Below are 24,389 nucleotides of genomic sequence, written 5' to 3' on the forward strand. Positions count from 1 at the left end.
GGAACAACCATCACCGGCAGTGAAATCCCCCACGTCCACCGGGGGAGACGGACAGGACCCCCGGTGCGAGCGGCACCGGGGGTCCTGGGGTCCTGCCGTGCGGGGATCAGGCCTGCCAGGCGGCGTCGGAGCCGGTGCTGGCGCCCGCGCCCTGCTCGCCGCCCGCGGAGTCGCCGCCGGTGGAGCCGGTGCCGTCGGCCTCGTAGCCGCCGTCCGCGCCGAGGTGGCCGGTCTCCACCGTGGTCCACTCGTCGTCGCCGGTGTGCTGGGCCACGGTGACGTCGCCGTCGGCCTCGATCACCACGGCCTGGTCGGCGGAGCCGTCACCGTCGGTGTCGGTGAAGGCGTAGGTGCTGCCCGACTCGTCGGTCACCACGGCGGTGTCGTTGACGCCGTCGCCGTCGGAGTCGTACTCGGCGGTGCCCGCGGTCATGTCGCCCTCGGGGGTGTCGACGAGGATCTCGCCGCCGCCCGCGGAGGAGGTGCCGCTGTCGGTGGCGCTGTCGTCGTCGGTGGCGGTGGGGGCGGACGAGCCGGAGTCGTCGGCGCCGTCGCCGGAGGGGTTGGCCACCGAGCCGGGCTCGGCCTCGGTCCACTCGCCGGAGCTCTCGTCGTACTCGGCCGCGGCGGTCACGTTGCCCTCGCTGTCGAGCTCGACCACGGTGTCGGCGTTGCCGTCGCCGTCGGAGTCCGAGAAGGCCATGTAGCCGTCCTCGGTCTGCACGACCGCCGCGTCGTTGTCGCCGTCGCCGTCGTAGTCGTAGTTCTCGCTGACCTCGTACTCCTCGCCACCGACCTCGACGGTGAGGACGTCGTGGCCCTGCTCGTCGGCGGTGGTGTCGGTGGTGTCGTCCGCGCCGGTCTCGTCCACGTACATGACGTACCCCTTACTCGTCCCTCACGGGCTTCAGCTGCTTGTTGCGGGTATGACTGACGATTCGTCGGCCCGGTTCCCGCCGTTACGGGGGTTCTTGTGCCCGGCGTGCGGGTCATCTCTTGTCCCGGACCGCGCGGATGTCGGCGAGGAGCTTCTCCGCGCGTTCCCGCCCGGCCGTCACCTCGGCGAGGCGCTTGTTCACCGAGGTGGTCCGCTTCTGCCGTTCGGCCACGTCCAGCCGCAGCGCCTTGTCCACCTCGCGCAACTGCTCCTCGATCCCGGTGATGCGCTTGCCCAGCGCCTCGTCGAGGGCCAGCGACAACTGCGACTCCGCGTCGATGAGCTGCTCGGTGACCAGTTGGTCCAGGGTGGACCGGGAGTCGGCGATGGACTCGTTGAGCCAGGTCTTCATGTGCGCCTTGTCCGCGGTGTGCTTGCGGGTGCGCGCGATCCACCAGCCCGCGCCGAGGCCGATGATGATCGTGGGCACCAGCAGGATCGGCGCGGCGACCGCGCCCGCCAGCGGCAGCACCGCCATCTTCCCGGCGCCGATGCCGCTGACCCCGCCCATGAACACCAGCAGCTTGTCCTCGGCGGTGGGCGCGCGCTTCTCGGCGCCGCGCAGGATCACCTGCGAGTGCCCGGACCGCGCGAACTGGGAGCGGATCACCTCCAGTTCGTCCGCGGAGAACAACTCCGCGAGCACCGTGTCGGCCACCTGGTTGAGCCGGGCGCCGACGCGTTCGCTGACCCGGCCGGACACCATCTGCATGGCGGTGTCGACGTGGGCGGGCAGCAGCTTGAGCTGGTCGCGGTCGGCGTTGTCGATGGCCTGGCGGAACCAGGACTGCAGATCCCGCATCTCCCGGCTGACCTCGTGGGCGTTCTCCAGCCGGGCGCGCTGGACCTCGCTGCGCAGCTTCACCTGCCAGCCGCGGGTGGAGGAGCGGCGTTCGGCGGTCAGCTCGTCCTTGCGCGCGCGCAGCGCCTCCGCCTCCGCCTCTCCGGTGGTCAGCGCGCGGCGCTCGTTGTCCAGCAGCACCTTCAGCTCGCCCAGGGCCGACGACAGCGCGCGCAGGGTGTTGGCCTCGCCCAGCATGGCGGAGCGGCCGACCAGCAGCGACTCCAGCGCGGCCAGCAGCTCCGGCACGCCGGAGCGCTCCCGGAGCATGCCCGCGGCCTCGGGGGTGGGTGCCTTGGCGGCCATGTCGTGCACCCGCGAGGACACCGGGTGGAAGGTGGCGTCGGCGAACCGGGGCGCGTGCTCGGCCAGCAGCGCCCGGTTCGCCTCCAGCACCTGCCGCCACCCGCGGTAGGCATCCACCTTGGACAGTGCGAAGACGACGGTCTCGACCCGGTCGCCGATGCCCGCCAGGAAGTCCAGCTCGCCGGAGGTGAACGGCGCCGAGGCGTCGACCACGAACAGCAGCGCGGTGGCGGTGGCGGCGGCCTCCACGGCCAGTTCGCCGTGCACCGAGTCCAGCCCGCCGACGCCGGGGGTGTCGACGATGACCAGCTTCTCCAGCAGCGGCGCCGGGCCGTCGACCTCGACGTGGCGCGGCGGCAGCTCGCCGTCGGGCAGCTCGTGCGCGGCGGAGACCCAGTTGACCAGCCGGTCGAGCGGCACCGGCACCGGGTCGAGCTGCCCGGGGTAGCAGGCGCGCGCCTGCCACTGCTCGGCGTGCCCGAACACCAGGTAGGTCGCCGTGGCCACGTCGGCGTCCACAGGGGACAGGCCCGGCGCTTCGATCATCGCGTTGACCAGGGAGCTCTTGCCCCGGTTGGTCTCGCCGACGACCACCACCGAGGGCAGCTTGCGGCGCTTTCCGCGGAGCTCCTCCACCCACGCCGCCGACTCCGGGGCCGACTCGCGCAGCAGCTTGAGCAGCGCCTCGCGGGCCTGGGCGACCTGCTTGGGCAGCGACAGCGGCTGCGCCTTGGCCTGGGTCACGCGGTGCTCGCCCCCGCCCGGTAGACGGTGACGATCGGCGCCCGCAGCACCAGGCCGCGGTCGCTGAACCCGACCACCTCGGTCTCGGCGACCGTGCCGTCGAGCGCGGTGTCCCCGGTGTCCAGGGTGCCCCCGGCCTCGTGCACGGCCGGGTCGAAGGCGTCGCCGTCGGGGCGCAGCGCGGTGACCCCGACCTCGGCGAGCCCCGCCTCGATCCGCTCGGCCACCCCGGAGCTGCGCGCCCGGTCGTGCGCGTAGAGCGCCAGCGCCACCAGCGCCCGGCGCTCGTCGAGGACCTGGTCGTAGACCTCGGGGGCGATGCTGACCAGCGCGGGTTCGACGCGGAAGTCGTTCTCCAACTCGACCTCCTCCTGCGGGGGCGACTGCGGTGCCTGCTGCTGCGGGGGCTGCTGCTGCGGTGCCTCGGCGGCGGGCGGGTACTGCACCGGCAGCATCCCCGACGGGGCCTGCTCGACGTAGGAGCCCGCGTGCACGGCGTCGGCGATGACCCGGGCCCGGACCTCGACGGTGTTGTCCTCACCGGAGTCCTTGCGCTTGCCCTTGAACCAGGAAGCCATCTCACCCAGCCTGTTCGCGGAGTTGCTGCCAGATCAGGAAGTACGAGCGGTGCACCACGTGCGCGACCCGGCTCTGCGCGGGCGTGGCACCGAAGGACGCGAACGACCGCCACCAGCCCGCGCGCTCCAGCGCGTACGCCGACAGCTCCTTGTGCGGGCGCCCCTTCATGCCGAGCTGCTCGCCGACGACGGCGCTGCTGCCCACCCGCAGCACCTCCTCGGCCAGGTCGTCGGGCATCGACACCGCGCCGGAGGTGACCAGGGTCAGCGCCTCCAGCAGGCGGAGCTGGTGGGCCTCCGGCTTGGCCAGCAGCACCTCGATCGCGTCGTGCACCCGCTGCCGCTCGCCGGGGTCGCCGGAGGCGTGCGCGAGCGCGGTGACGCTGGCCAGCGCGGCGGCGGCCTTGATGCCGTCGGCGCGGGCGCGGAAGACCGCGTCCAGCCGGTTGCGCACGCCCGCGAGCCCGGAGGCGTCGAGCAGCCTGCGCCGCAGCGCGCCCGCGGTCAGCTCCGGCTCGGCGCGCAGCGCGTCGACGGCGGTGCGGATGCCGTACAGGTCGAGCGTTTCCAGCAGCCGCACCCGGGTTCCGGTGGGCACCTCGCAGTCCCAGGTGGTGAAGATGTCGGCGGAGATCAGCATCGTCTCCCAGGTGGCGTCGTCGAGGTCGGCCAGCCTGCGCAGGGCGTCGGCGTCGGCGGAGGTGAACCCGCCGGACTCGGCGGACTCGGCCAGCAGCCCGATGACCGGGATGACGTCGGCGACCCGGGGCTTGAGGGTGGCGGCCTGCTTCTCCGCCAGCATGGTCGCGGCCTTCCACACGTCGCCGTCGCTGCCCGCGACCGACTCCGGGGTGATCGTGTCGGCCTTGTTGAGCACGGCGATCGCGTTGACCGGTCCGGCCTCGCGGCTGGCGGTGGCGGCGGTGAACGCGGCGAGCGCCTGCTGGTCGTCGGCCCGCACGCCCTGGGTGACCACGTAGAGGACGGCCTCGGCGCCCGCCACGGCGTTGCGCGAGGTGTCGTCCAGCTCGTCGCCGCCCGCCCCGGCTTCGTCCTCGCTGTCGGGCTTGGCGTGCTTGGCCGCGCCCAGGAGCTGCTCGGTGCGCTTGACCGACGCCGCGTCGAGGGAACCGAGGCCGGGGGTGTCGATGACGGTCAGGTCGCGCAGCACGGCGTTGGTCAGGTACGCCTCCAGGTGCGAGACCTGGTCGAAGTCCACCTCCAGGTCGTTCGGGATCATCCCGCCGACGTCGAAGGGGAGCACCTGCTTGCGCCCGTCGAAGAACACCAGCTCCACCCGGTCGACCGTCCCGTACTGGAACCGGGTGACCAGCCGGGTGCACTCCCCGACGTCGGTCGGCGCCACCCGCCGCCCGATCAGCGCGTTGACCAGGGTGGACTTGCCCGACTTGATCCGCCCGGCCACCGCGACCTGCAACGGGGCGGAGAGCCTGCGCAGGACCTCCCGGAACCCGGCCGCGGTCCGCGCCGAGACCTGCGGCTGCAAGCGCTGGCACAGGTTCGCCACCGCCGCGGACAGCGGTCCGGCGAGGTGCTGCTGCTCGGTCGCGGTCGTCACGGCCGTCCCTCCCCTCGGTATGGGGGAATCGTGCCATGGTCGATTCCGCCGCGTCCCCCGCTTGCCGCTACGCGGCGGCCGGTCAGCCTCGGGGAGGACACGGGGTGCGACGGCGGGCTGACGCGCGGGAACGGCCGCGGAACCTACGCTGGGCGGGTGCGGCGGCTGAGCCTGTGGTTGAAAGCGCACCCGACGGCGGGTGACACCGTGCTGGCCCTGGCGCTGGCCGGGCTGGAGCTGCTGGTCACCAGCGGCCTGCCCGACGGCGCGCTGTCGGTCTGGTTCTGGGTGGTCGGGGTGGGGTTGCTCGCGCCCCTGCTGGTCCGCAGGCACCGGCCGGTGCTCGCCGCGTACCTCGTCCTCGCCGCCGGGTTCCTGCAACTGTTCACCCACGGCGCGGAGCCCGGCAGCGGCGACATGCGGGTCCGGATGGCGGACCTGGCGCTGGGCATCTGCCTCTACACGCTGGTGGCCTACGTCGGGCGCAGGCAGGCGACGCTGTACGCGGCCTGGCTGACCGTGGGGACGGTGGCCTGGGCGGTGTGGCGGATGGGGTTGCCGGAGGGGGTGGTCCCGGCCGCGGTGTTCTCGGTGGTGTTCGCGCTGTGCTGGACGCTGGGGGAGTTCTCCGGGGCCCGGCGGGCCTACCACGTGGAGGTCGAGCGGCGGCTGGACCTGTTGGAGACCGAGCGCGACCAGCAGGCCCGGATCGCCGTCGCCGACGAGCGGACCCGCATCGCCCGCGAGCTGCACGACGTGGTGGCGCACGCGGTGAGCGTGATCGTGGTGCAGGCCGACGGCGCCGCCTACGCGGTGCGCACCCAGCCGGAGGCGGCCGAGCAGGCGTTGGCGGTGATCTCCACGACCGGCCGCGAGGCGCTGACCGAGCTGCGCAGGCTGCTGGGCGTGCTGCGCAGCGACGGCACCGGGTCCGGGCGGGCACCGCAACCGGGCACCCGGTCCATCTCGGAGCTGGCCGAGCGGGTCCGGGCGACCGGTGTCCCGGTGCGGCTGGACCTGGCCGGGGAGCTGGACTCGCTGCCCGCGGGCGTCGGCCTGGGCGTCTACCGGATCGTGCAGGAGGCGCTGACCAACACGATCAAGCACGCCGGTCCGGGGGCGCGGGCGGACGTGCTGGTCTCCCGGGTCGGCGACCGGGTGGAGCTGGACATCACCGACCGCGGCCCCGGGCTGGGCACCGCGCCCGGCCTGACCACCGGCGGCGGCAACGGGTTGATCGGGATGCGGGAGCGGGCGAACGTCTTCGGCGGCACCCTCCAGGCCGGACCGCGCCCGGAGGGCGGCTGGCGGGTGCGGGCCGTGCTGCCGGTGGCGGAGAGGTTAGGTTGAGGCCGTGATCAGGATCGTGCTGGTGGACGACCAGGAGTTGATGCGGGTCGGCTTCCGCATGGTGCTCGGCGCGCAGGAGGACATGGAGGTCGTCGGCGAGGCGAGCGACGGGCGGGCGGCGATCGAGCTGGCCGCGTCGCTGCGGCCGGACGTGGTGCTGATGGACGTGCGGATGCCGGTCCTCGACGGCGTCGAGGCCACCAGGGCGATCACCGAGGCGGGCACGGCGAAGGTGCTGGTGATGACCACCTTCGACCTGGACGAGTACGCCCTGTCGGCGCTGCGCAACGGCGCCAGCGGGTTCCTGCTCAAGGACACCCCGCCGAGCCACCTGGTCTCCGCCCTGCGCTCGGTCGCCTCGGGCGACGCGGTGGTCTCCCCGAGCGTGACCCGGCGGCTGCTGGACCGGTTCCTCGGCCCCGGCGGCGGGGAACCCCGGGACCCGTCGGCGCTGGAGGTGCTGACCGAGCGGGAGCGGGAGGTGCTGGTGCTCATCGCCCAGGGCCTGTCGAACGCGGAGATCGCCCGCAAGCTGTTCCTGTCCGAGGCGACGGTGAAGACCCACGTCGGCCGGGTGCTGTCCAAGCTGGACCTGCGCGACCGGGTGCAGGCGGTGGTCCTGGCCTACGAGACCGGGCTGGTCCGCCCGGGCGACCTCTGAGGACCCCGCGGGCCGACCACCCGGCGGCGCAGGCTGTCAGCGGTACCGGGAGGCGTCGACCGCGGTGGGGTCGAGGCCCGGCTTGACCACCTCGTCGAACCAGCGGCCCCAGTCGGGGCGGGAGCCGTCGAGGTCGGTGAAGCCGTACTCGCGCATCAGGGTCCAGCTCGCCATGGTGCGCCCGGCGAACCGGGAGACCTCCGGGTCGGCGGCGAGGGCGGCGATGGCCCGGCCGATGTAGTGCGGGGACTCGGCCATGACGTAGTTCGGGTCCTTGGCCGTGCCGTCGCGCCAGTTGTCCTCGGTGACGCCGAAGTGCTCGAGCATCATCTCCGAGCGCAGGAAGCCGGGGGTGACCGTGAGGCCGGTGGCGCCGTGCGCGGCGAGTTCCTTGCCCAGCACCCGGCCGATGGCCCGCACACCCGACTTGACCAGGAAGTACGGGATGCCGACGCCGGGGTAGTGGTACTCGTCGTCGTCGCCGTCGGTGACCTCGATGACCAGGCCGCCGGGGCGGGCGACGACCAGCGGCAGCAACCGGTGCAGGGCGATCAGGTGGGTCTCCAGGCCGTTGCGCACCACGCCGAGCGCCTTGTCCAGGTCCGACGCCCAGAAGTCGGTGTCGAACTCCACGAACTGGTCGCCGCCCCAGACGTCGTCGACGAGCACGTCGACGCGGCCGTGGTCGGCGGCGATCCGGTCGCGCAGGGCGTCCACGTCGGACACCGAGGTGAAGTCGCAGCGGACGGCGACGCCGGTGCCGCCCGCCGCGTCGACCAGTTCGGCGGTCTCGTCGATGGTCTCGGTGCGCTTCATCGGTGAGGCGGTGTCGCGGGTGGTCCGGCCGGTGGCGTAGACGGTCGCCCCGGCCGCGCCCAGTTCGACCGCGATGCCGCGGCCGCAGCCCCGGGTCGCCCCGGTGACCACGGCGACCTTGCCCTGCAGTGGGCGTGCCATGTCAGTTCCCCCTCGTCGGTTCAGTGGTCCGGCGCCAGGCGTCGAGCACGGCGTCGGTGTCCTCGGTGAGCCGGTCGGCGAGCGGTCCGCTCGGGCGGATCGACCAGTCGATCGATGCGCCGTTGACCAGCGAGAGCAGCACCCGCGCGGCCACCGGTGGCGGTGGCGCGGCGGGCAGGTCGGCGGCTTCGACCGCGGCGCGCAGCTCGACCTCCAGGGCGGCGAAGTGCTCGCCGAGCAGGGCGGTCAGCCGCGCGTCGCCCAGGTCGACGCCGAGCAGGCGCAGGTGGTTGGCGGCGGATTCGGCGTCGCCGAGGCCGCCGTGGGTGCTCACCGCGGCGGCCCGGAGGGCGGCGACCGGGTCCGGTTCGGCCACCCGCGCCGCGCGCATGGCCGCGACCGCGTTCGCGGTGGTGTACCGGGTCAGCGCCGCGAGCAGGCCGAGCTTGGAGCCGAACCGCCCGGCGACGGTGCCGACCGACACCCCCGCCTCCCCGGCCACCTGGGCGAGGGTGAACGCTGGGCCGATCCGCCCGGTGACCACCGCGGCGGCGGCGAGCAGCCGGTCGTCGGTGATCGTCTTCGGGCGGGCCACACCGGTTATTGAACCATGGTTCAGAAACCCTGTCATCGACGGATCAGGGTCGACTCAGGGTGCTCACCGATGCCGCGGGGTATCCAGGGGGCGGGAAGCTACCTCCTGAAGATGACGGGCGCGCACGACCACAGGACGACGCGCCCACGACCGGCGGTGGGACACGCTGGTCGGGTCAGCCCGGGGGACACGCAGGACAACAAGGGGAGATCAGCATGATCGAGGCAGTGGGCCTCACCAAGCGGTACGGGAAGACGGTCGCGGTCGACAACCTGTCGTTCACCGTTCCGACCGGACGCGTCACCGGCTTCCTCGGCCCGAACGGCGCCGGGAAGTCGACCACGATGCGGATGATCCTGGGACTGGACACGCCGACCGGGGGGTCGGTGCACATCGGCGGCAAGAGCTACCGGGACCTCAAGAACCCGCTGCGCACGGTCGGCGCGCTGCTCGACGCGAAGTGGGTGCACCCGAACCGCTCGGCCCGCGCCCACCTGGCGTGGATGGCCAAGTCGAACCGGATCGCCGCCAAGCGGGTGGACGAGGTCCTCGACATCGTCGGCCTGACCGCGGTGGCGGGCAAGAACGCGGGCGGCTTCTCGCTGGGCATGTCGCAGCGGCTGGGCATCGCCGGGGCGCTGCTCGGCGACCCGCAGGTGCTGCTGTTCGACGAACCGGTCAATGGCCTGGACCCGGAGGGCATCCTCTGGATTCGCAAGTTCATGCACCGGCTGGCCGACGAGGGCCGCACGGTCTTCGTCTCCAGCCACCTGCTCTCGGAGATGGCGCTGACCGCCCAGGAGCTGGTGGTGATCGGCCGCGGGAAGCTGATCTCGCAGTCGAGCACCGAGGACTTCGTCGCCCAGGCCACCGAGAACACCGTGCTGGTGCGCAGCCCGCAGCTCGCCGACCTGCGCGCCGCGCTCGGCCGCGCGGGCGTGTCCATCCGGGACGAGGGCGACAGCCTGGTCGTGTCCGGGATGGACATCGCCGAGATCGGAGAGCTGGCCGCGCGCAGCGGGGCGGTGCTGCACGAGCTGAGCCCGCAGCGCGGTTCGCTGGAGGAGGCGTTCATGCGGCTGACCGGCGACTCGGTGGAGTACCACACCGACATCGCCGACGAGGCCGCCGCGCTGCTGAGCACCGAGGGCGTGAAGCGATGACGCTGCTCGCCGTCGAGCGGATGAAGCTGCTCACCACCCGCTCGCCGTGGTGGTGCGCCGCGCTGGCGCTGGCGCTGACCATCGGGTTCGCCGCGCTGATGGCGGCCACCGCCGACGCGCGGGTGCCGGTGACCGTGGGCGCCAGCCAGTTCGGCTACACGTTCGGGATGGTCGTGGTGATGGTGATGGCCGCGCTGGCCATCACCACCGAGTACCGGTTCGGCACGATGCGGGCCACGTTCCTCGCCGCGCCCAACCGGACCCCGGTGCTGTTCGCCAAGACCGCCGTGGTGGCCCTGGTCGCCGGGGTCATCGGCGAGGTGGCCGCGTTCGGCTCGTGGGGGATCACCAAGCTGCTCGCGCCGAACGCCGACCTGGCGCTGCAAACGCCCTACGAGTGGCGCGCGGTGGCCGGGGTGGGCCTGGTCTACGCGGTGGCCGCGGTGCTGGCGGTCGGGGTGGGGGCCCTGGTCCGGCAGTCGGCGGGCGCCATCTCGATCCTGCTGATCTGGAGCTTCCTGGTGGAGAGCCTGGTCCAGCTCATCCCGCGGGTCGGCGACGACATCCACCGGTGGCTGCCGTTCACCATGGCCGACAAGCTGATCACCGGGGACCCGGACCCGTCCGGGCGGGACGTGATCTACGGCCCGCCGCCGTCGGCCGCCGCCCTGGGCCCGTGGCCCGCGCTCCTGTACTTCGCCGGGGTGGCCGCGCTGGTCTTCGCCGCCGCGGTCGTCACGACCAACCGGAGGGACGCCTGATGACCCTGCTCGCGACCGAGCGGATGAAGCTGTTCAGCACCCGCTCGCCCTGGTTCTGCGCCGTGCTGGCGCTGGGGATGGTGATCGGTTTCGCCGGGCTGCTGGCGCTGGCCGAGGAGGACTCGTCGTCCCTGGGGCTGCGCGAGACGCTGTTCGGCTGGCAGTTCGGCCTGATGGTCGTGCTGGTGATGGGCGCGCTGGCGATCACCACCGAGTACCGGTTCGGCACGATCCGCACCGCGTTCCAGGCCGTGCCCAACCGCACCGCGGTGCTGCTGGCCAAGGCGGGCGTGGTGGCGGCGCTGGCGGGCGTGATCGGCGAGGTGGCCGCCTTCGGCGCCTGGGGGACCGCGAAGGTGCTCGCCCCGGGGGCGGACCTGGCGATCGCGGGCGAGGCCGGGTGGCGCTCGGTGGCCGGGGTCGGGCTGGTGTTCGCGGTGGCGGCCGTCATCGCGGTGGCGGTCGGCGCGCTGGTCCGGCAGTCGGCGGGGGCGATCTCGATCCTGCTGATCTGGACGATGCTGCTGGAGAACCTGGTCGGGATCATCCCGAGGGTCGGCGACGACATCCAGGACTGGCTGCCGTTCATGGCGGTCAACCGGTTCCTGGGCAGCTCCGGGCCGGACCCGGTGATGGGGCCGTGGCCGTCGCTGGCCTACTTCGCCGGGATCGCCGCGGTGCTGCTGACCGTCGCGGTGGTCGTGGTGAACAAGCGGGACGCGTAGGACCACGGGTCCGGCCGGTCTTCGGGGAACGGCCGGACCCCCTCGGGGAGCGGTGGGCCCTGGGCACCTTCGGGGGGTGCCCAGGGCCCTCGCGCGTCCGGCGCCGGGAGCGGTGCGGGCAGTCCGCTGTGGACGCCGCACTGAACCGATCCTGTTGCGGGAGGCCGATTTCCGCCCGGTCGCCGCTGCCGCGTTTCCCGGATCGACCATCCGGATTAAGACCGCGTTAAGAGCCTGTGAGGCGGCCCACAGCTTGCGGACGCCGCTCGCCGTCCCGGGGTCAGATGGATCTGAGAAACCCGTCTCGGAGCCCTGGAGGTGGACCTTGACGGTGGTTGATTCCGGCACACGCTCGACGCGGCAGCCGTCCGAGCAGCGCGGCCAGAACCGCGGCCTGCTCGTCGAGCCCCTGATCGAACTGGAGTGGTCGGAGGCGCTCGAGCAGCCCGACACCACTTCGGCCAACGTGCCCGCGGAGGCCCGCCGGGCCTGGGTGCACCGGGCACCGGAGGCGCAGGTCCTCGCGCTGTTCCGAGCCGCGGTCCGGGCCGCCCCGCACAGCGAGCTGCCCGCGCCGTGGTGGCTCCGCGCGGTCGCGGAGGGCGGCCTGTCCTCGCGGCGCGAGGGGTTCTCCGTCGAGGACCGCACGGCCAAGCTGCTCGACGCCCGCCCCGGCTGGGTGTTCGTGCCGTGGGGCGTGGACGGCGACACCGGCTACTGGGAGTACATGCCATCGGAGCGCAGGCTCAGCGAGCCGGGCATGCCCACGACGCTGGCCTACACCCACCGGCACCCCGGCTGGCTGGACGTCGTGCCGGTGCACGCCGGTCCGACGCCCGCGCCGATCGCCGTCGGCGGCCTGGTCGACCTGCGCAAGAACCTGGCCCGGCTGGAGTCCCTGGCACCCTGACCGGGGGCGGGTGGCAGGCTGTCCGCCGTGACACCGACGGACCAGGAGCCGCGCAAGCGCAGCGTCGTCAGTTTCGTGCACCGCGGCGGGCGGATGACCGTCGGCCAGGCGCGGGCCTGGGAGCGGCGCTGGGGCGAGTTGGGCAGGCAGGTCCCCGACCTGCCGCCGGGGCCGCTGGACGCCGACTCCTGGTTCGGCCGACCGGCGCCGCTGCTGCTGGAGATCGGCTCCGGCATGGGCGAGACCACCGCGCAGCTCGCCGCCGCCGCCCCGGAGCTGAACTACCTCGCGGTCGAGGTCTACCAGCCCGGCCTGGCCCAGCTCATGCTGCGCGCGGAGGCGATGGAGCTGCGGAACCTGCGGCTGCTGCGCGGGGACGCGGTGGTGCTGCTCGGCGAGCACATCGCCCCCGGCTCGCTGCACGGCGTGCGCATCTACTTCCCGGACCCGTGGCCGAAGAAGAAGCACCACAAGCGCCGCCTGGTGCAGGCCGGGTTCGTCGCCCTGGCCGCGTCCCGGCTGGCCCCCGGCGGGGTGCTGCACTGCGCCACGGACGTCGAGGACTACGCCGAGCAGATGCTGGAGGTGCTCTCCGCCGAGCCGCTGCTGCGCAACCGGTACGACGGGTGGGCGCCGCGGCCGGACTGGCGCCCGCTGACGAAGTTCGAGGCGCGGGCCGAGGTGGAGGGCCGGATCAGCCGTGATCTGCTGTTCGAGCGAGTGTGACCGTCCGGTAGTGCTGACTCTCCGTAGTAGAAGATTCGAAAAAACCACCCATACGAGTACTCCAGTACGGGCCCATTCGGGCCGATAGAGCCTAAGTGACCGCTCTGCGCGACGACCGAGGTCTGCTCCCGGCTGTGGGGCGGCCGGGGCTGTTCGACGTCGCCGAGCGGTTCCTGCGCCGGTTCCACGGCGCCCGGCCCCGCGCGGGCGAGCTGGAGACCCGGCTGGCCAAGGTCCGGGCCGAGATCGCCGCCACCGGCACCTACCGGCACACCCCCGCCGAACTGGCCTTCGGCGCCCGGATCGCGCTGCGCGAGAGCGGCTGGTGCCCGGACGGGGTCCCCTGGCGCGGGCTGCTGGTGCGCGACCTGCGGTCGGTGCGCGACGCCGAGGACGTGGCCGAGGAGTGCGTGCGGCACCTGCGGATGGCCACCGGCGGCGGCACGGTCCGCCCCATGGTCAGCGTGTTCGCCCCGGACACCCCGTGGCGGCCGGGCCCGCGCATCCGCAACGACCAGCTCGTGCGCTACGCCGGGTACCGCGACGGCGACCGGGTGCACGGCGACCGGCGGTTCGTCGACTTCACCACCGCCGTGTGCAGGCTCGGCTGGCTGTCCCCCGGCGACCAGGGCCCGTTCGACCTGCTGCCGCTGGTGGTCGAGACCGGCCACGAGGGCGTGCGGCTGCACCAGGTGCCCAGGGCGGCGGTGCTGGAGGTGCCGCTGGCGCACCCGGAGCTGCCCTGGTTCGCCGGGCTGGCGCTGCGCTGGCACGCGGTGCCGGTGGTCAGCAACATGCGGCTGCACATCGGCGGCATCGACTACCCGTCCGCCCCGTTCAACGGCGTCTACCTGGCCCGCGGCATCGGCGAGGAGTCCTTCGCCGACGACGCCGCGTACGGCCTGGGCCGGGGGGTGGCCGAGCGGCTCGGCCTGGACACCTCCAGCGACCGCACGCTGTGGCGCGAGCGGGTGGGCCTGGAGTTCAACCGCGCGGTGCTGCACTCGTTCGACCGGGCCGGGGTCAGCGTCGAGCACTCGGCGGACGCCTACCTGCCCGCCATCGAGCCCACCGGCGGCCCCGCCTTCCTGCGCCAGGCGCCGGTCCGCCAGCGGTGACGTGGCATCATCCGGGTGCATGAGTCTGCGTCTGCGCGCCCCCGTCGTCCTCCCGTGTGACCCAGCCTGCACCGTGCTGCGAGACGCCGTCGTCGACCTCGACGACGCGGGCCGGATCGTCCACTGCGGCCCGTTCCACGCCGCGCCCGAGTTCACCGGCCCGGTCCGCGAGCTGACCGGCATCCTGCTGCCGGGCCTGGTCAACGCGCACGCGCACAGCCCGATGACCGTGCTCCGCGGCATGGGCGGCGACCTGCCGCTGATGCGCTGGCTGACCGAGATCATCTGGCCCGCCGAGGGCCGCCTCACCCCGTCCGACGTCTACGACGGCATGGTGCTCGGCTCGGTGGAGATGCTCCGCGCCGGTGTCACCACCAGCGCGGAGATGTACTTCCACGCCGACGAGGTCGCCCGCGCGGTCCTCGACACCGGCGCCCGGGCGGTGCTGGCCCCGGCGGTGATGGACGTCCCCGGCTGGGACTGGCGCAAGATGCTCGCGGGCGTCAACGCCTGGATCGACGCCGACGGGCTGCGCTCGGGCCCGGGGGAGCGGATCGAGGTCGGCTACGGCCCGCACTCTGCGTACACCCTGCCCCCCGCCGCGCTGACCGAGGTGGCCGCCGAGGCCCGCGCCCGCGGCGCGCTGGTCCAGATCCACGTGGCCGAGTCACTGCCCGAGGACGTCAAGCAGCGCGAGGAGTTCGGCTCGGTCCCGGCGCTGCTCGAGCAGGCGGGCGTCTACGGCGGCCGCGTCCTGGCAGCGCACTCGGTGCACCTGTCCGACGCCGACATCGCCCTGTTCGCGGCGAACTCCGTGTCCGTGGCGCACTGCCCCGGCTCCAACATGAAGCTGGCCTCGGGCATCGCCCGCCTGCGCGACCTGCGGGCCGCGGGCGTCGCCACCGGCATCGGCACCGACGGCCCCGCCTCCAACGACGACCTCGACCTGTGGGAGGACGTGCGGCTCGCCGGGATGCTGGCCAGGGTCGCCACCCTGGACTCGACCGTGGTCAAGGCCGCCGACCTGCTGCTGCTGGCCACCCGCGGCGGCGCCGACGCGCTGCACCGCACCGACATCGGCGCCCTGGAAGCGGGCCGCTGGGCGGACGTGGTGCACGTCGGCGTCGACGACCCGGCCTTCGCGGCGGGCCTGGACGTGCCGGACGAACAGGTGCTCTCGACCCTGGTGTGGGCGGCCGGTTCGCGCAGCGTCACGGACGTGTGGGTGGCGGGCGCCCCGGTGGTCACCGAGGGGGAACCGGTCCTGGTGGACCGGCGGGCGGCCCAGGAGCGGGCGGGGAAGGTGACCGGTCGGCTGCTGTCGGCCTGATCCCGACCGGGCGGTGGCGTCACCGCGGCCGGATGATCACCTCGGTGAGGTGGGCGTCCGGGTCCGCGGTGACGGCCGCGCGGACCGCCTTGGCCACCGAGTCGGGGGTCAGGTAGTCCTCGGGGCGGTAGTCGCCGCCCTCGTCGCGGCGGACCGCCTTCTGCATGTCGGTGTCGGTGCGGCCGGGGTAGACGGTGGTGACGCGCAGGCCGGAGGTCTGCTCCTCGCCGCGCAGCACGTCGGCGTAGGCGCGCAGGGCGAACTTGCTCGCCGCGTACGGGCCCCACCCGGGGGAGGCGGCGCGCCCCTGCCCGGAGTTGATCAGCACCACGTGCCCCCGGGCCTGCCGCAGCGCGGGCAGCAGCAGCCGGGTCAGCTCGGCGACGGCGACCACGTTGAGCTCGAACGTGGCGCGCCAGCGCTCGGCGGTCGCCTCGGTGAGCGGGCCGACCTCGGCGGTGCCCGCGGAGTGCACCAGCACGTCGAGGGCGGGGATGCCGGAGGTGGCGGCGGCGAGCGCGGTCGGGTCGGTCAGCTCGACCGGCCACGCCCGCGCGTCGGGCAGCCGGTCGGCGGCGGCGTGCAGGGTGTCCACGTCACGGCCGCCGAGGAGCAGCGAGTGGTCGGGGGCGAGCGCGCGGGCGATGGCGGCACCGATCCCCCGGGAGGCGCCGGTGACGAGGGCGAGCGGTCGGGCGGTCATGGCACGAACCTATCGAGGCACCGGGGCGGGCGCGCCGGTGCCGGGGGCACACCTGGGTCGGGGCACCGGGGCGGGCGCGGCGGAACCGGGGACACGGCCGCGCCCCGGTGGCGGGGCCGGGGGCTGCCCGGGCCGGTGCGGCCCGGGCAGCCCGGTGCTCAGCAGCCGACGCGGCGGCCGGGCTTCCAGACCTGGGCCACCGACGGGCGGGGCTGGGAGGTGCCGCCGTCGGGCCAGTGGGTGAGCGGGTTGTCGGCGCTGGCGCCGTCGAGCTCGCCCGGGTGCTGGACCGAGACCAGGACGAAGTCGTCCTCGATGACCGGTCCGCAGGTCTCGGCGCCGAGCGGGACGGTCAGGAACTGCTTGACCTGACCGCGGTTGGCGCCGGTGGTCGGGACGGCGAAGAGGCCGTCGTTGGAGCCGAGGGCGTTGCCGTCGGTGGAGATCCAGAGGTTGCCGTAGCGGTCGAAGGCCAGGTTGTCGGGGCAGCTGATGGGGCTGACCTGGGTCTTGTCGTAACCGCCGAAGTAGGTGTCGGAGGTGGCGGGGTCACCGCAGACCAGCAGCAGGCGCCAGGCGAACGCGGTGGCCGTGTGGTCGCCCCGGTTCTCCTCCCACTCCAGCACGTGGCCGTGCCGGTTGCCGTTGCGGGGGTTGATCTCGGTGGGGCCCTCCTTGCCGGGCTTGCCGCGATCGGTGTTGTTGGTCAGCGCGGCGTAGACGCGGCCGGTGACCGGGTTGGGCTGCACGTCCTCGGGGCGGTCCATCTTGGTGGCGCCGACCTTGTCCGCGGCGAGGCGGGTGAAGACGTAGACCTCCTCCGCGGTGAAGCCCTCGACGTGGGACCGGTCGCCGGAGACCAGGGGAATCCACTGGCCGGAGCCGTCGAACTGGCCGTCGGCGGGGAGGGTGCCGGTGCCGATCTCGGCGGCGGGGCTGTCACCGGTGAACTTGGCGACGTAGAGGGTGCCCTCGTGCAGGAGGGTCTTGTTGTGCGCGCGGGCCCGCTTGCTCGAACCGGGGGCGAAGCGCTCCTTCGACACGAACTTGTAGACGTAGTCGAAGCGCTCGTCGTCGCCGAGGTAAGCGACCACGCGGCCGTCGCGGGCGACCTGGATGGTGGCGCCCTCGTGCTTGAAGCGGCCGAGCGCGGTGTGCTTGACCGGCTTGGCGTCGGGCTCCAGCGGGTCGATCTCCACGACCCAGCCGTGCCGGTTGAACTCGTTGGGGTCCTTCGACAGGTCGAAGCGCGGGTCGAGGCGCTCCCACTTGCGCAGGCTGGCGCCCTTCGGGGTGCCGTAGCGGGCGACGCGGGCCTGCGCCGCCGGGTCCGTGACGGCTTCACCGTTGGCGAAGTAGCCGTTGAAGTTCTCCTCGCCCGACAGGATCGTGCCCCACGGGGTGACGCCACCGGCGCAGTTGCCGAAGGTGCCGAACACCTTGCGGCCGGTCTTGTCGGCGTTGGTGCGCAGGAACGGGCTGCCCGCGGCGGGGCCTGCGAACTCGAACTCGGTCTGCACGGTGATGCGGCGGTTGTAGCGCCGGTCGAGCTTGGGCACGAGCTTGCCGGTGCGGTGCTCGCGCTCCACCACGACGACGGAGAAGCCGTGACCGGTCCAGCCGATCTTGATCTGCTCGTCGGTCGGGTCGGCGGCGTTGTAGCCGCGGAACATCGCCGACTCGGTGGTGTACTCGTGGTTCGAGCCCATCAGCCAGCGGTCGTGGCCGAACGGCACCAGGCCGCAGAAGTCGTTGTTGAAGCCGAACTGCTTGGCCTGCGCGGCGGCCGTCTGGTTGTCGAAGTCGAAGGTCGGCGCGCCGGGCAGCACCGGGTCGCCCCAGCGGATGACCACGTTCGACTGGTAGCCGGGCGGGACGACCAGCTCGTCCTCGCGGTTGGCGGCGACGGCCTGGAAGTCCAGGCCCTTCGGCGCCGGGGCGGGCTTGCCGGGCTTGTCGGGCCTGCCGCGGTCGGCGGCGGCGGTGCCCGCGAGCGCGGTGGCGCCCGCACCCGCGACGGCCAGGACGGCGCCCGCGCGGAGCATCCCGCGCCTGCTGACGATCGAGCGCACGACGTCGCCGAAGTACGCGTTCTCCGAGGAGTTCGGGGCCTCGTGCGAACAGGCGTTGGAGCAGCGGTACTGGCAGGTCAGCGCCGAGCGGCCCAGCGGGTGGTTCGGCGGGAGCAGCGGCAGGTCGATCCGGCCGTCGGTGGTGGACAAGGTGCCTCCTCGGTCTGCCCGGACACGGACAAGCCATGGGTCGCGGTGGGGAACGGCGTGACCGTAGGAGTCCAAGACCAGGGGGGACGGACATCGAGGTGAACGGCAGACGAACACCCGGGCGATCCGGGCGGGTGGTCGGGTCGCGGACGCGCCGGAGGCGGCGAGCGGGGTTCCCGCGCGCCGCCTCCCGGTCCGGTCCTAGCGCTCGATGACGCCCTTGATGAAGTCCTCCACCGCGCGGTGGGCCGCGTCGTCGGCGTACTGCTCCGGCGGGGACTTCATGAAGTAGCTCGACGCCGACAGGATCGGGCCGCCGACGCCCCGGTCCAGGGCGATCTTGGCCGCGCGCACCGCGTCGATGATCACGCCCGCCGAGTTCGGCGAGTCCCACACCTCGAGCTTGTACTCCAGGTTCAGCGGGGTGTCGCCGAACGAGCGGCCCTCCAGCCGGACGTAGGCCCACTTGCGGTCGTCGAGCCACGGCACGTGGTCCGACGGACCGATGTGCACGTCCGCCCTGGCCATCTCGTGCGGGATCTGCGAGGTGACCGACTGCGTCTTGGAGATCTTCTTCGACTGCAGGCGCTTGCGCTCCAGCATGTTCATGAAGTCCATGTTGCCGCCGAAGTTGAGCTGGTACGTGCGCTGCAGCTCGACCCCGCGGTCCTCGAACAGCTTCGCCATCACCCGGTGCGTGATGGTCGCGCCCACCTGGGACTTGATGTCGTCGCCGACGATCGGGACCCCGGCGTCGGTGAACTTCTGCGCCCACTCCGGGTCCGAGGCGATGAACACCGGCAGGGCGTTGACGAACGCCACCTTCGCGTCGATGGCGCACTGCGCGTAGAAGCGGTCCGCCTCCTCGGAGCCCACCGGCAGGTAGGACACCAGGACGTCGACCTCCGCCTCCCTGAGGGCGGCGACGACGTCGACCGGGGCGTCATCCGACTCGGTGATCATCTCGCGGTAGTACTCGCCGAGGCCGTCGTAGGTGTGGCCGCGCTGCACCGGCACGCCCAGCGGCGGCACGTCGCAGATCTTGATCGTGTTGTTCTCCGAGGCGCCGATCGCCTCGGACAGGTCGCTGCCGACCTTCTTCGCGTCCACGTCGAACGCGGCGACGAACTCCACGTCGCGCACGTGGTAGTCCCCGAACTGGACGTGCATCAGCCCGGGGACGCGGGTGGCCGGGTCGGCGTCGCGGTAGTAGTGCACGCCCTGCACCAGCGACGCGGCGCAGTTGCCGACGCCGACGATGGCCACCCGCACGCTCTGGCGGTTCTCGCCCATGCCGGTTCTCCTTCTCGATTCAAGCCGCGCAGTGCACGCGGGACTCGGTCACAGGCCGCTACGCCTGCCGGGGGTCACTCAGTCGGTCCGCGCTGCTCGCGCTGCTCGTGCGCGATCAGCTCGTTCAACCAGCGCACTTCGCGCTCGCTGGTCTCCAGTCCCAGCCGGTGCAGCTCCCGGGTGTAGCGGTCGATCTGCTCACCCGCCCTGGCCATCGAGCTGCGCAGGCCCTCCCTGCGCTCCTCGACGCGCCTGCGCCTGCCCTCCAGGATGCGCATCCGCACCTCGGCCGGGGTCCGCGAGAAGAACGCCATGTGGACGTTGAACCCCTCGTCGTCCCAGGTCTGCGGGCCCGCGTCGGCGAGGAGTTCGGCGAACCGCTCCTTGCCATCGGCGGACAGCTTGTACACGCGCTTGCCGCGCCTGCCCCACGACGACCTCGCCGGTTCGGCCTCCGGGGCCTCCTCGGCGATGAGCCCGGCCCGCAGCAGCCGCCGCAGGGTCGGGTACAGCGAGCCGTAGGAGTACGCGCGGAGGGTGCCGAGGAGGTCGTGCAAGCGCTTGCGCAGCTCGTACCCGTGCATCGATGCCTCGTGCAGGAGGCCGAGGATCGCGAACTCGAGCACGGACACCTCCCGTCGCACCGATCGCTGACCTACTGGATGACTATATCGTGCCGATACATCAGCTCGGTGGACAACTCGGAACCGTGTGTCCATGGACACGTGAACTGCGCAGGTGGGGCGGGTAGCCGGGAGACCGCGCGTCGTGGCCGGTCAGGAAGCGTTCCGGAACCGGTCGGATCACAAACGTGACGCACGGTGCACGTCGGCTGGCCCGATCGGCCCATCGCCGTGGTATCAGCGGCAAGTACGCTGTTCCCGTGCGAACGCAGCGGCAGGTGGTCGACTACGCGTTGCAGCGCAGGTCGCTGCTCGCCGAGGTCCACTCGGGTCGCGTCGGCACCAACGAGGTGTGCGACGCCAACCCGTACCTGCTGCGCGCCGCGAAGTTCCACGGCCAGGCCACCGACGTGACCTGCCCGGTCTGCCGCAAGGAGCAACTGACCCGGGTCAGCTGGGTCTACGGCGACGAGTTGAAGCACGTCTCCGGCTCGGCCCGCGCGGTCGAGGAGCTGGAGCGGATGGCGGGGCTGTTCGAGGAGTTCACCGTCCACGCGGTCGAGGTCTGCCGGACGTGTTCGTGGAACCACCTGGTCCAGTCATACGTCCTGGGGAAGGGGGGCGTTCGCACGCCCAAGCCCCGCAGGAGGACGGCGGCGGAGTGACCAGCGCTTTCTCCGCTCGACCGAGCACAGCAAGACCACCGAACGGCGCACCCCGGGGTGCGGCCGGTCTGGGAGGCCCTTTCTCGTGAACGACCACGGCGACAAGCGGCGATCCGGTGACCCCGGGTGGCCGTCCGGCGAACCCGCCGCACCCCCGCAGGAGGAGCAGACGGGCTTCCACAGCCCGCTGTGGGACGACGACGAGCCCGGGGGAGACCGACCCGCGCCGCGGGAGCGGGTGGGCGACCGGGGTGGCAACGGCAGTGGACGCGGCGGCCCGACCGGGCCTGGCTCGAATGGTGATGTGAACATGGGTGGCGGGATGGGTGGACGCGGACCTGGCGGTCCCGAGGGCAGACCGGGTGGCGGGCCGGGTGGCCCCGAGGGCAGGCCGGGCGGCCCCGGCGGCCCCGGCCCCAACAACGGTTTCCCCGCCGGTCAGGGTCGCGGCGGACCCGCCCGACCCGGCGGCCCCGGCCCAGGCAGCGCTCCCGGCCCGAACGGTGGCCCCGGTCCCAGCGGTGGACCTGGCGCGAATGGTGGCCCCGGTCCCAACGGCGGCCCCGGTCCCAACGGCGGCCCTGGTCTCAACGGCGGACCTGGTCCCCATGGCGGGCCAGGGCCGGCAGGCGGTCCCGGTGGCCCTGGCAGGGCGGGTGGGCCGCAGGCCGGACCCGCGTGGCCCGGTGCCGGTGACCCCGGCCAGGGGAGCCGCGCGGGCGGACCCGGCAGGCCCGGCCCTGCGGCAGGCGGCCCCGGTGGACCCGGTGGTCAGGCAGGCGGTCCCGGTGGCCCGGCGGGCGGACCCGGCGCGGGCGGCCGTGGACCGGGCGGACCCGGTGGCCCTGGTGGTCCCGGTGGCAGTGGTGACTTCGCCAACGGCGGGCCGGTGCGGCCAGGTGGGCCGGGTAGCGGTCCCGGTGGCGCCCCGGCGCCCGGTGGGCGCCCCGGTGGCACCGGCCCCAACGGCGGTCCGGTCCCGGCGGGCGGCCCGGGGCGCGGACCCGGTGGTCCCGGTGGTCCGGGTGGTCCCGGTGGGCGGCGGCCCGGCGGGCCGGGTGGCCCCGGTCCGGCAGGTCCGCCGCTCGGTGACGCTACGGTCGCCCTGAGCGCGGCGGGGATCACCGGCACGGCCATCACCGGCCGCAAGCCCGCCCCCGGCGAGGGCCCGACCGTCTTCCTGAAGAAGACCCCCGGCCAGGCCAAGGCCGAGCCGGAGCTGATCACGCACCGCGAGTTCGACGACGACTTCTCCGCCGAGCGGCAGTACGCGGACGACGACCACGGGCCGGACGAGGACGAGGACGGCCCGCTGACCGACGAGCAGCGGAAGATGCGCAAGAAGAAGACCTGGCGGCGGGTCCGGCGGACCCTGTACGTGCTGACCGCCCTGGGCATCGTGATCCCGGTCCTGGCGTTCTTCATCACCTACCAGATGGTCGACGTCGACAACCCCAACGACGTCGCGCTGGCCCAGGACAAGGTCGTCACGATGCTCTACGCCGACGGCACGCCGATGGCGCGGCTGGCCGAGTCCGGCGGCAACCGCATCATGCTCAAGTCCGGGGAGATCCCCGACACCCTGCTGCACGCCGTGTACGCCGCCGAGGACCAGACGTTCGAGACGAACTCCGGGTTCGACCTCATGGGCATCATGCGCGCGGTGTGGAACCAGGCGACCGGCGGCGGCGGTGGTGGTTCCACCATCAGCCAGCAGTACATCAAGAAGGCTTCCGGCAACGAGGACCCGACGCTGACCCGTAAGTGGGTCGAGGTCGTGAAGTCCTACAAGATGAACGAGACCTACAGCAAAGACGACATCATCGCGGCGTACCTGAACACGATCTACTTCGGTCGGGGCGCGTACGGGATCGCGGCGGCGGCGCAGGCCTACTACGGCATCACCGACGTCAACCAGGTCACCAAGTCGCAGGCCGCGGTGCTCGCGGGCATGATCCAGACGCCCGCCAAGGGCAAGGTGGTGGAGTACCAGAAGCAGCGCTGGGACTACGTCACCAACCGCATGATCAGCAACAACTGGATGACCACGGCGGAGAAGACCGCCCAGCCGTTCCCGGAGCCGATCCCGCCGAGCGAGGGCCAGCTCGCGGCGCTGCCCGGGCCGCGCCAGGGCTTCTCGGACCTGGTCACCGAGGAGCTGGACACCTACGGCATCACCGAGGAGCAGATCAAGCGCAACGGCTACGTCATCACGCTGACCATCGACCAGAACGCGCAGACCATGGCCGAGAAGGCCGTCGCGGACGTGATGGCGGGCCAGCCCGCGAACCTGCACCCCGCCCTGGTCGCGGTCGACCCCGCGTCCGGCGCGATCCGGGCCTACTACGGCCGCGCCAAGGGCCTCGACCTGGACTACGCGGGTGCGGCGAAGCAGGAGCCCGGCTCCGCGTTCAAGCCGTTCGACCTGGTCGGGTTGCTGGAGCAGGGCAAGGGCCTCGGCGAGGTGTACGACACCACCCCGCGCGCGTTCGGCTCGAACAAGAAGATCGTCCGCAACGCCTCCACGCCCAAGTGCGGCAAGTCCTGCACGGTGGCCGAGGCGATGAAGGAGTCGCTGAACGTGGTGTTCAGCGACATGGTCTACAACGACGTCAAGCCCGCGGGCGTGGCCGAGGCGGCCAAGCAGGCGGGCATCCAGTCCCCGCTGGAGGCCGCCGCAGGCGACATCAACATCGCCATCGGCGGTGGCTCCACCCTGGTCACCACCGTGGACATGGCCTCGGCGTACGCGACCTTCGCGGCCAACGGCACCTACCGCAAGCCGCACCTGGTGCAGAAGGTCACCTACCCGGACGGCGGCGTCGTCTTCGACGCGGCGGCCCGGCCGGAGCTGGCCGAGAAGCCCGCGTTCGACGCCGAGGACGCCACCCGCAACCAGCAGATCGCCCGCAACGTCACCGAGGCGCTGCTGCCGATCCCCGAGTACTCGAAGATCGGCTGCGCGGGCGGCAGGCAGTGCGCGGGCAAGACCGGGACGCACCAGTACGTCGACGCGTCCGGCGCGGACACACCGGACAACGCCAAGGCGTGGATGGTCGGGTACACCCCGCAGCTCTCGACCGCGGTGTCCATGAGCGGCGACGAGACGAACAAGCCGACCAGCCGCATCCTGCACGACGCGGAGGGCGGCAAGATCTACGGCAGCGGGTTGCCGGGCAAGATCTGGAAGGCGTTCATGGACTCCTACCACCAGAACCTGCCCAAGGCCACGTTCGGCAAGTACGTGCCCATCGGCAAGACGGAGTCCAGGCAGAGCGACAACGACAACAGGCCCGCCCAGACCAAGCCCCGCGAGGAACCGGCCGACAACACGCCGACGACCACCACCGCGCCGTCGGTCCCGGAGACGACCACGACGCCCCCGGAGGACACCGACGAGCCGACCACGACCAGGTCCACCCGGACCAGGCCGGGCGGCGGGGGCACCGACATCCCGCTGCCGGGCGGTGGCGGCGGCGGAGGTGGCGGGCCGGGTGACGGCCTGATCGGTTGACCACGGACGGCCCCCGGGGATTCCCCGGGGGCCGTCCGCGTGTTCACCGCGGGCTGACCCCGTTCGCACACCGCTGCCCGTAGCATCG

The 24,389-nt window shown here is 72.9% G+C and carries 21 protein-coding genes; 11 read left to right on the plus strand and 10 right to left on the minus strand.

Annotated elements, in window-relative coordinates; translation table 11 throughout:
- Positions 1-106: 106 nt before the first annotated feature.
- The 4 genes from DFQ13_RS17930 to DFQ13_RS17945 all read right to left on the minus strand — a co-directional run bounded on the left by DFQ13_RS17930 (position 107) and on the right by DFQ13_RS17945 (position 4,985).
- The gene (locus DFQ13_RS17930) at positions 107-877 is read right to left on the minus strand and encodes a putative sodium/potassium/calcium exchanger (RefSeq protein WP_110080642.1); all 771 of its coding nucleotides are present in this window, start codon (positions 875-877) and stop codon (positions 107-109) included.
- A 112-nt stretch (positions 878-989) separates the two neighbouring features.
- On the minus strand, positions 990-2,828 hold the full coding sequence (locus tag DFQ13_RS17935) for a dynamin family protein (protein WP_110080643.1): 1,839 nt from the start codon (positions 2,826-2,828) through the stop codon (positions 990-992).
- Positions 2,825-3,406 carry a nucleotide exchange factor GrpE gene (gene grpE, locus DFQ13_RS35080; RefSeq protein WP_233438468.1) on the minus strand — a complete coding sequence of 194 codons (582 nt, stop codon included), beginning with the start codon at positions 3,404-3,406 and terminating at the stop codon, positions 2,825-2,827. The genes DFQ13_RS17935 and grpE overlap by 4 nt, the downstream gene beginning before the upstream one ends.
- Position 3,407: 1 nt before the next feature.
- Positions 3,408-4,985, minus strand: a complete 1,578-nt coding sequence (locus tag DFQ13_RS17945) for a dynamin family protein (protein WP_035289974.1) — start codon at positions 4,983-4,985, stop codon at positions 3,408-3,410.
- Between the two features lie 156 nt (positions 4,986-5,141).
- Here DFQ13_RS17945 and DFQ13_RS17950 point away from each other — a divergent pair, with 156 nt between their 5' ends.
- Both DFQ13_RS17950 and DFQ13_RS17955 read left to right on the plus strand, forming a co-directional pair.
- On the plus strand, positions 5,142-6,335 hold the full coding sequence (locus DFQ13_RS17950; RefSeq protein ID WP_233427910.1) for a sensor histidine kinase: 1,194 nt from the start codon (positions 5,142-5,144) through the stop codon (positions 6,333-6,335).
- Positions 6,336-6,339: 4 nt separating this feature from the next.
- Complete coding sequence (locus DFQ13_RS17955; protein WP_110080644.1) at positions 6,340-6,996, plus strand: response regulator; 657 nt, start codon at positions 6,340-6,342, stop codon at positions 6,994-6,996.
- Between the two features lie 36 nt (positions 6,997-7,032).
- Here DFQ13_RS17955 and DFQ13_RS17960 read toward each other — a convergent pair whose 3' ends face one another.
- Positions 7,033-7,953, minus strand: coding sequence for an SDR family oxidoreductase (locus DFQ13_RS17960; RefSeq protein WP_035289969.1), 921 nt, complete (start codon positions 7,951-7,953; stop codon positions 7,033-7,035).
- A gap of 1 nt (position 7,954) precedes the next feature.
- Positions 7,955-8,548 carry a TetR/AcrR family transcriptional regulator gene (locus DFQ13_RS17965; protein WP_035289966.1) on the minus strand — a complete coding sequence of 198 codons (594 nt, stop codon included), beginning with the start codon at positions 8,546-8,548 and terminating at the stop codon, positions 7,955-7,957.
- A gap of 215 nt (positions 8,549-8,763) precedes the next feature.
- Here DFQ13_RS17965 and DFQ13_RS17970 point away from each other — a divergent pair, with 215 nt between their 5' ends.
- The 7 genes from DFQ13_RS17970 (at position 8,764) to DFQ13_RS18000 (ending at position 15,281) form a co-directional block, all read left to right on the plus strand.
- Positions 8,764-9,711, plus strand: coding sequence for an ATP-binding cassette domain-containing protein (locus DFQ13_RS17970; RefSeq protein ID WP_035289964.1), 948 nt, complete (start codon positions 8,764-8,766; stop codon positions 9,709-9,711).
- The gene (locus DFQ13_RS17975; RefSeq protein WP_110080645.1) at positions 9,708-10,472 is read left to right on the plus strand and encodes a hypothetical protein; all 765 of its coding nucleotides are present in this window, start codon (positions 9,708-9,710) and stop codon (positions 10,470-10,472) included. Before DFQ13_RS17970 ends, DFQ13_RS17975 begins: the two co-directional genes overlap by 4 nt.
- A complete protein-coding gene (locus tag DFQ13_RS17980; protein ID WP_110080646.1) occupies positions 10,472-11,197 on the plus strand; it encodes a hypothetical protein in 726 nt (241 codons plus the stop codon). The genes DFQ13_RS17975 and DFQ13_RS17980 overlap by 1 nt, the downstream gene beginning before the upstream one ends.
- A 394-nt stretch (positions 11,198-11,591) precedes the next feature.
- Entirely contained in the window at positions 11,592-12,107 is a 516-nt protein-coding gene (locus DFQ13_RS17985; RefSeq protein WP_110080821.1) for a hypothetical protein, read from the plus strand.
- A gap of 93 nt (positions 12,108-12,200) precedes the next feature.
- Positions 12,201-12,833 (plus strand): tRNA (guanosine(46)-N7)-methyltransferase TrmB, encoded by a 633-nt coding sequence (gene trmB, locus DFQ13_RS17990; protein ID WP_219994508.1) that lies wholly within the window; start codon positions 12,201-12,203, stop codon positions 12,831-12,833.
- Positions 12,834-12,928: 95 nt separating this feature from the next.
- Entirely contained in the window at positions 12,929-13,951 is a 1,023-nt protein-coding gene (locus tag DFQ13_RS17995) for a nitric oxide synthase oxygenase (RefSeq protein WP_052022052.1), read from the plus strand.
- 19 nt (positions 13,952-13,970) lie between these two features.
- Positions 13,971-15,281 (plus strand): amidohydrolase family protein, encoded by a 1,311-nt coding sequence (locus DFQ13_RS18000; protein WP_110080648.1) that lies wholly within the window; start codon positions 13,971-13,973, stop codon positions 15,279-15,281.
- 19 nt (positions 15,282-15,300) lie between these two features.
- Here the strand turns inward: DFQ13_RS18000 and DFQ13_RS18005 are convergent, their stop codons facing one another.
- The 4 genes from DFQ13_RS18005 to DFQ13_RS18020 all read right to left on the minus strand — a co-directional run bounded on the left by DFQ13_RS18005 (position 15,301) and on the right by DFQ13_RS18020 (position 20,125).
- Positions 15,301-15,984 carry an SDR family oxidoreductase gene (locus DFQ13_RS18005; protein ID WP_110080649.1) on the minus strand — a complete coding sequence of 228 codons (684 nt, stop codon included), beginning with the start codon at positions 15,982-15,984 and terminating at the stop codon, positions 15,301-15,303.
- A gap of 158 nt (positions 15,985-16,142) precedes the next feature.
- Positions 16,143-18,206, minus strand: a complete 2,064-nt coding sequence (locus DFQ13_RS18010) for a PhoX family protein (RefSeq protein ID WP_110080650.1) — start codon at positions 18,204-18,206, stop codon at positions 16,143-16,145.
- A 201-nt stretch (positions 18,207-18,407) separates the two neighbouring features.
- Positions 18,408-19,499 (minus strand): inositol-3-phosphate synthase, encoded by a 1,092-nt coding sequence (locus DFQ13_RS18015; protein WP_035289947.1) that lies wholly within the window; start codon positions 19,497-19,499, stop codon positions 18,408-18,410.
- A gap of 74 nt (positions 19,500-19,573) precedes the next feature.
- On the minus strand, positions 19,574-20,125 hold the full coding sequence (locus DFQ13_RS18020; RefSeq protein ID WP_035290111.1) for a PadR family transcriptional regulator: 552 nt from the start codon (positions 20,123-20,125) through the stop codon (positions 19,574-19,576).
- Between the two features lie 257 nt (positions 20,126-20,382).
- On the opposite strand from DFQ13_RS18020, the gene DFQ13_RS18025 reads away from it, so the two are divergent.
- Both DFQ13_RS18025 and DFQ13_RS18040 read left to right on the plus strand, forming a co-directional pair.
- Positions 20,383-20,787 carry a DUF5318 domain-containing protein gene (locus tag DFQ13_RS18025; protein ID WP_035289944.1) on the plus strand — a complete coding sequence of 135 codons (405 nt, stop codon included), beginning with the start codon at positions 20,383-20,385 and terminating at the stop codon, positions 20,785-20,787.
- Positions 20,788-21,676: 889 nt separating this feature from the next.
- Positions 21,677-24,301 carry a transglycosylase domain-containing protein gene (locus DFQ13_RS18040; RefSeq protein ID WP_146241267.1) on the plus strand — a complete coding sequence of 875 codons (2,625 nt, stop codon included), beginning with the start codon at positions 21,677-21,679 and terminating at the stop codon, positions 24,299-24,301.
- Positions 24,302-24,389: the final 88 nt, after the last annotated feature.

The organism is Actinokineospora spheciospongiae (assembly GCF_003182415.1).
Lineage (GTDB): Bacteria > Actinomycetota > Actinomycetes > Mycobacteriales > Pseudonocardiaceae > Actinokineospora > Actinokineospora spheciospongiae.

Coding starts and splice junctions, on each gene's coding strand:
- DFQ13_RS17930 (WP_110080642.1), bottom strand. CDS start 877: ATGTACGTGGACGAGACCGGCGCGGACGACACCACCGACACCACCGCC.
- grpE (WP_233438468.1), bottom strand. CDS start 3,406: ATGGCTTCCTGGTTCAAGGGCAAGCGCAAGGACTCCGGTGAGGACAAC.
- DFQ13_RS17960 (WP_035289969.1), bottom strand. CDS start 7,953: ATGGCACGCCCACTGCAGGGCAAGGTCGCCGTGGTCACCGGGGCGACC.
- DFQ13_RS17970 (WP_035289964.1), top strand. CDS start 8,764: ATGATCGAGGCAGTGGGCCTCACCAAGCGGTACGGGAAGACGGTCGCG.
- DFQ13_RS17975 (WP_110080645.1), top strand. CDS start 9,708: ATGACGCTGCTCGCCGTCGAGCGGATGAAGCTGCTCACCACCCGCTCG.
- DFQ13_RS17980 (WP_110080646.1), top strand. CDS start 10,472: ATGACCCTGCTCGCGACCGAGCGGATGAAGCTGTTCAGCACCCGCTCG.
- trmB (WP_219994508.1), top strand. CDS start 12,201: ATGACCGTCGGCCAGGCGCGGGCCTGGGAGCGGCGCTGGGGCGAGTTG.
- DFQ13_RS18000 (WP_110080648.1), top strand. CDS start 13,971: ATGAGTCTGCGTCTGCGCGCCCCCGTCGTCCTCCCGTGTGACCCAGCC.
- DFQ13_RS18005 (WP_110080649.1), bottom strand. CDS start 15,984: ATGACCGCCCGACCGCTCGCCCTCGTCACCGGCGCCTCCCGGGGGATC.
- DFQ13_RS18015 (WP_035289947.1), bottom strand. CDS start 19,499: ATGGGCGAGAACCGCCAGAGCGTGCGGGTGGCCATCGTCGGCGTCGGC.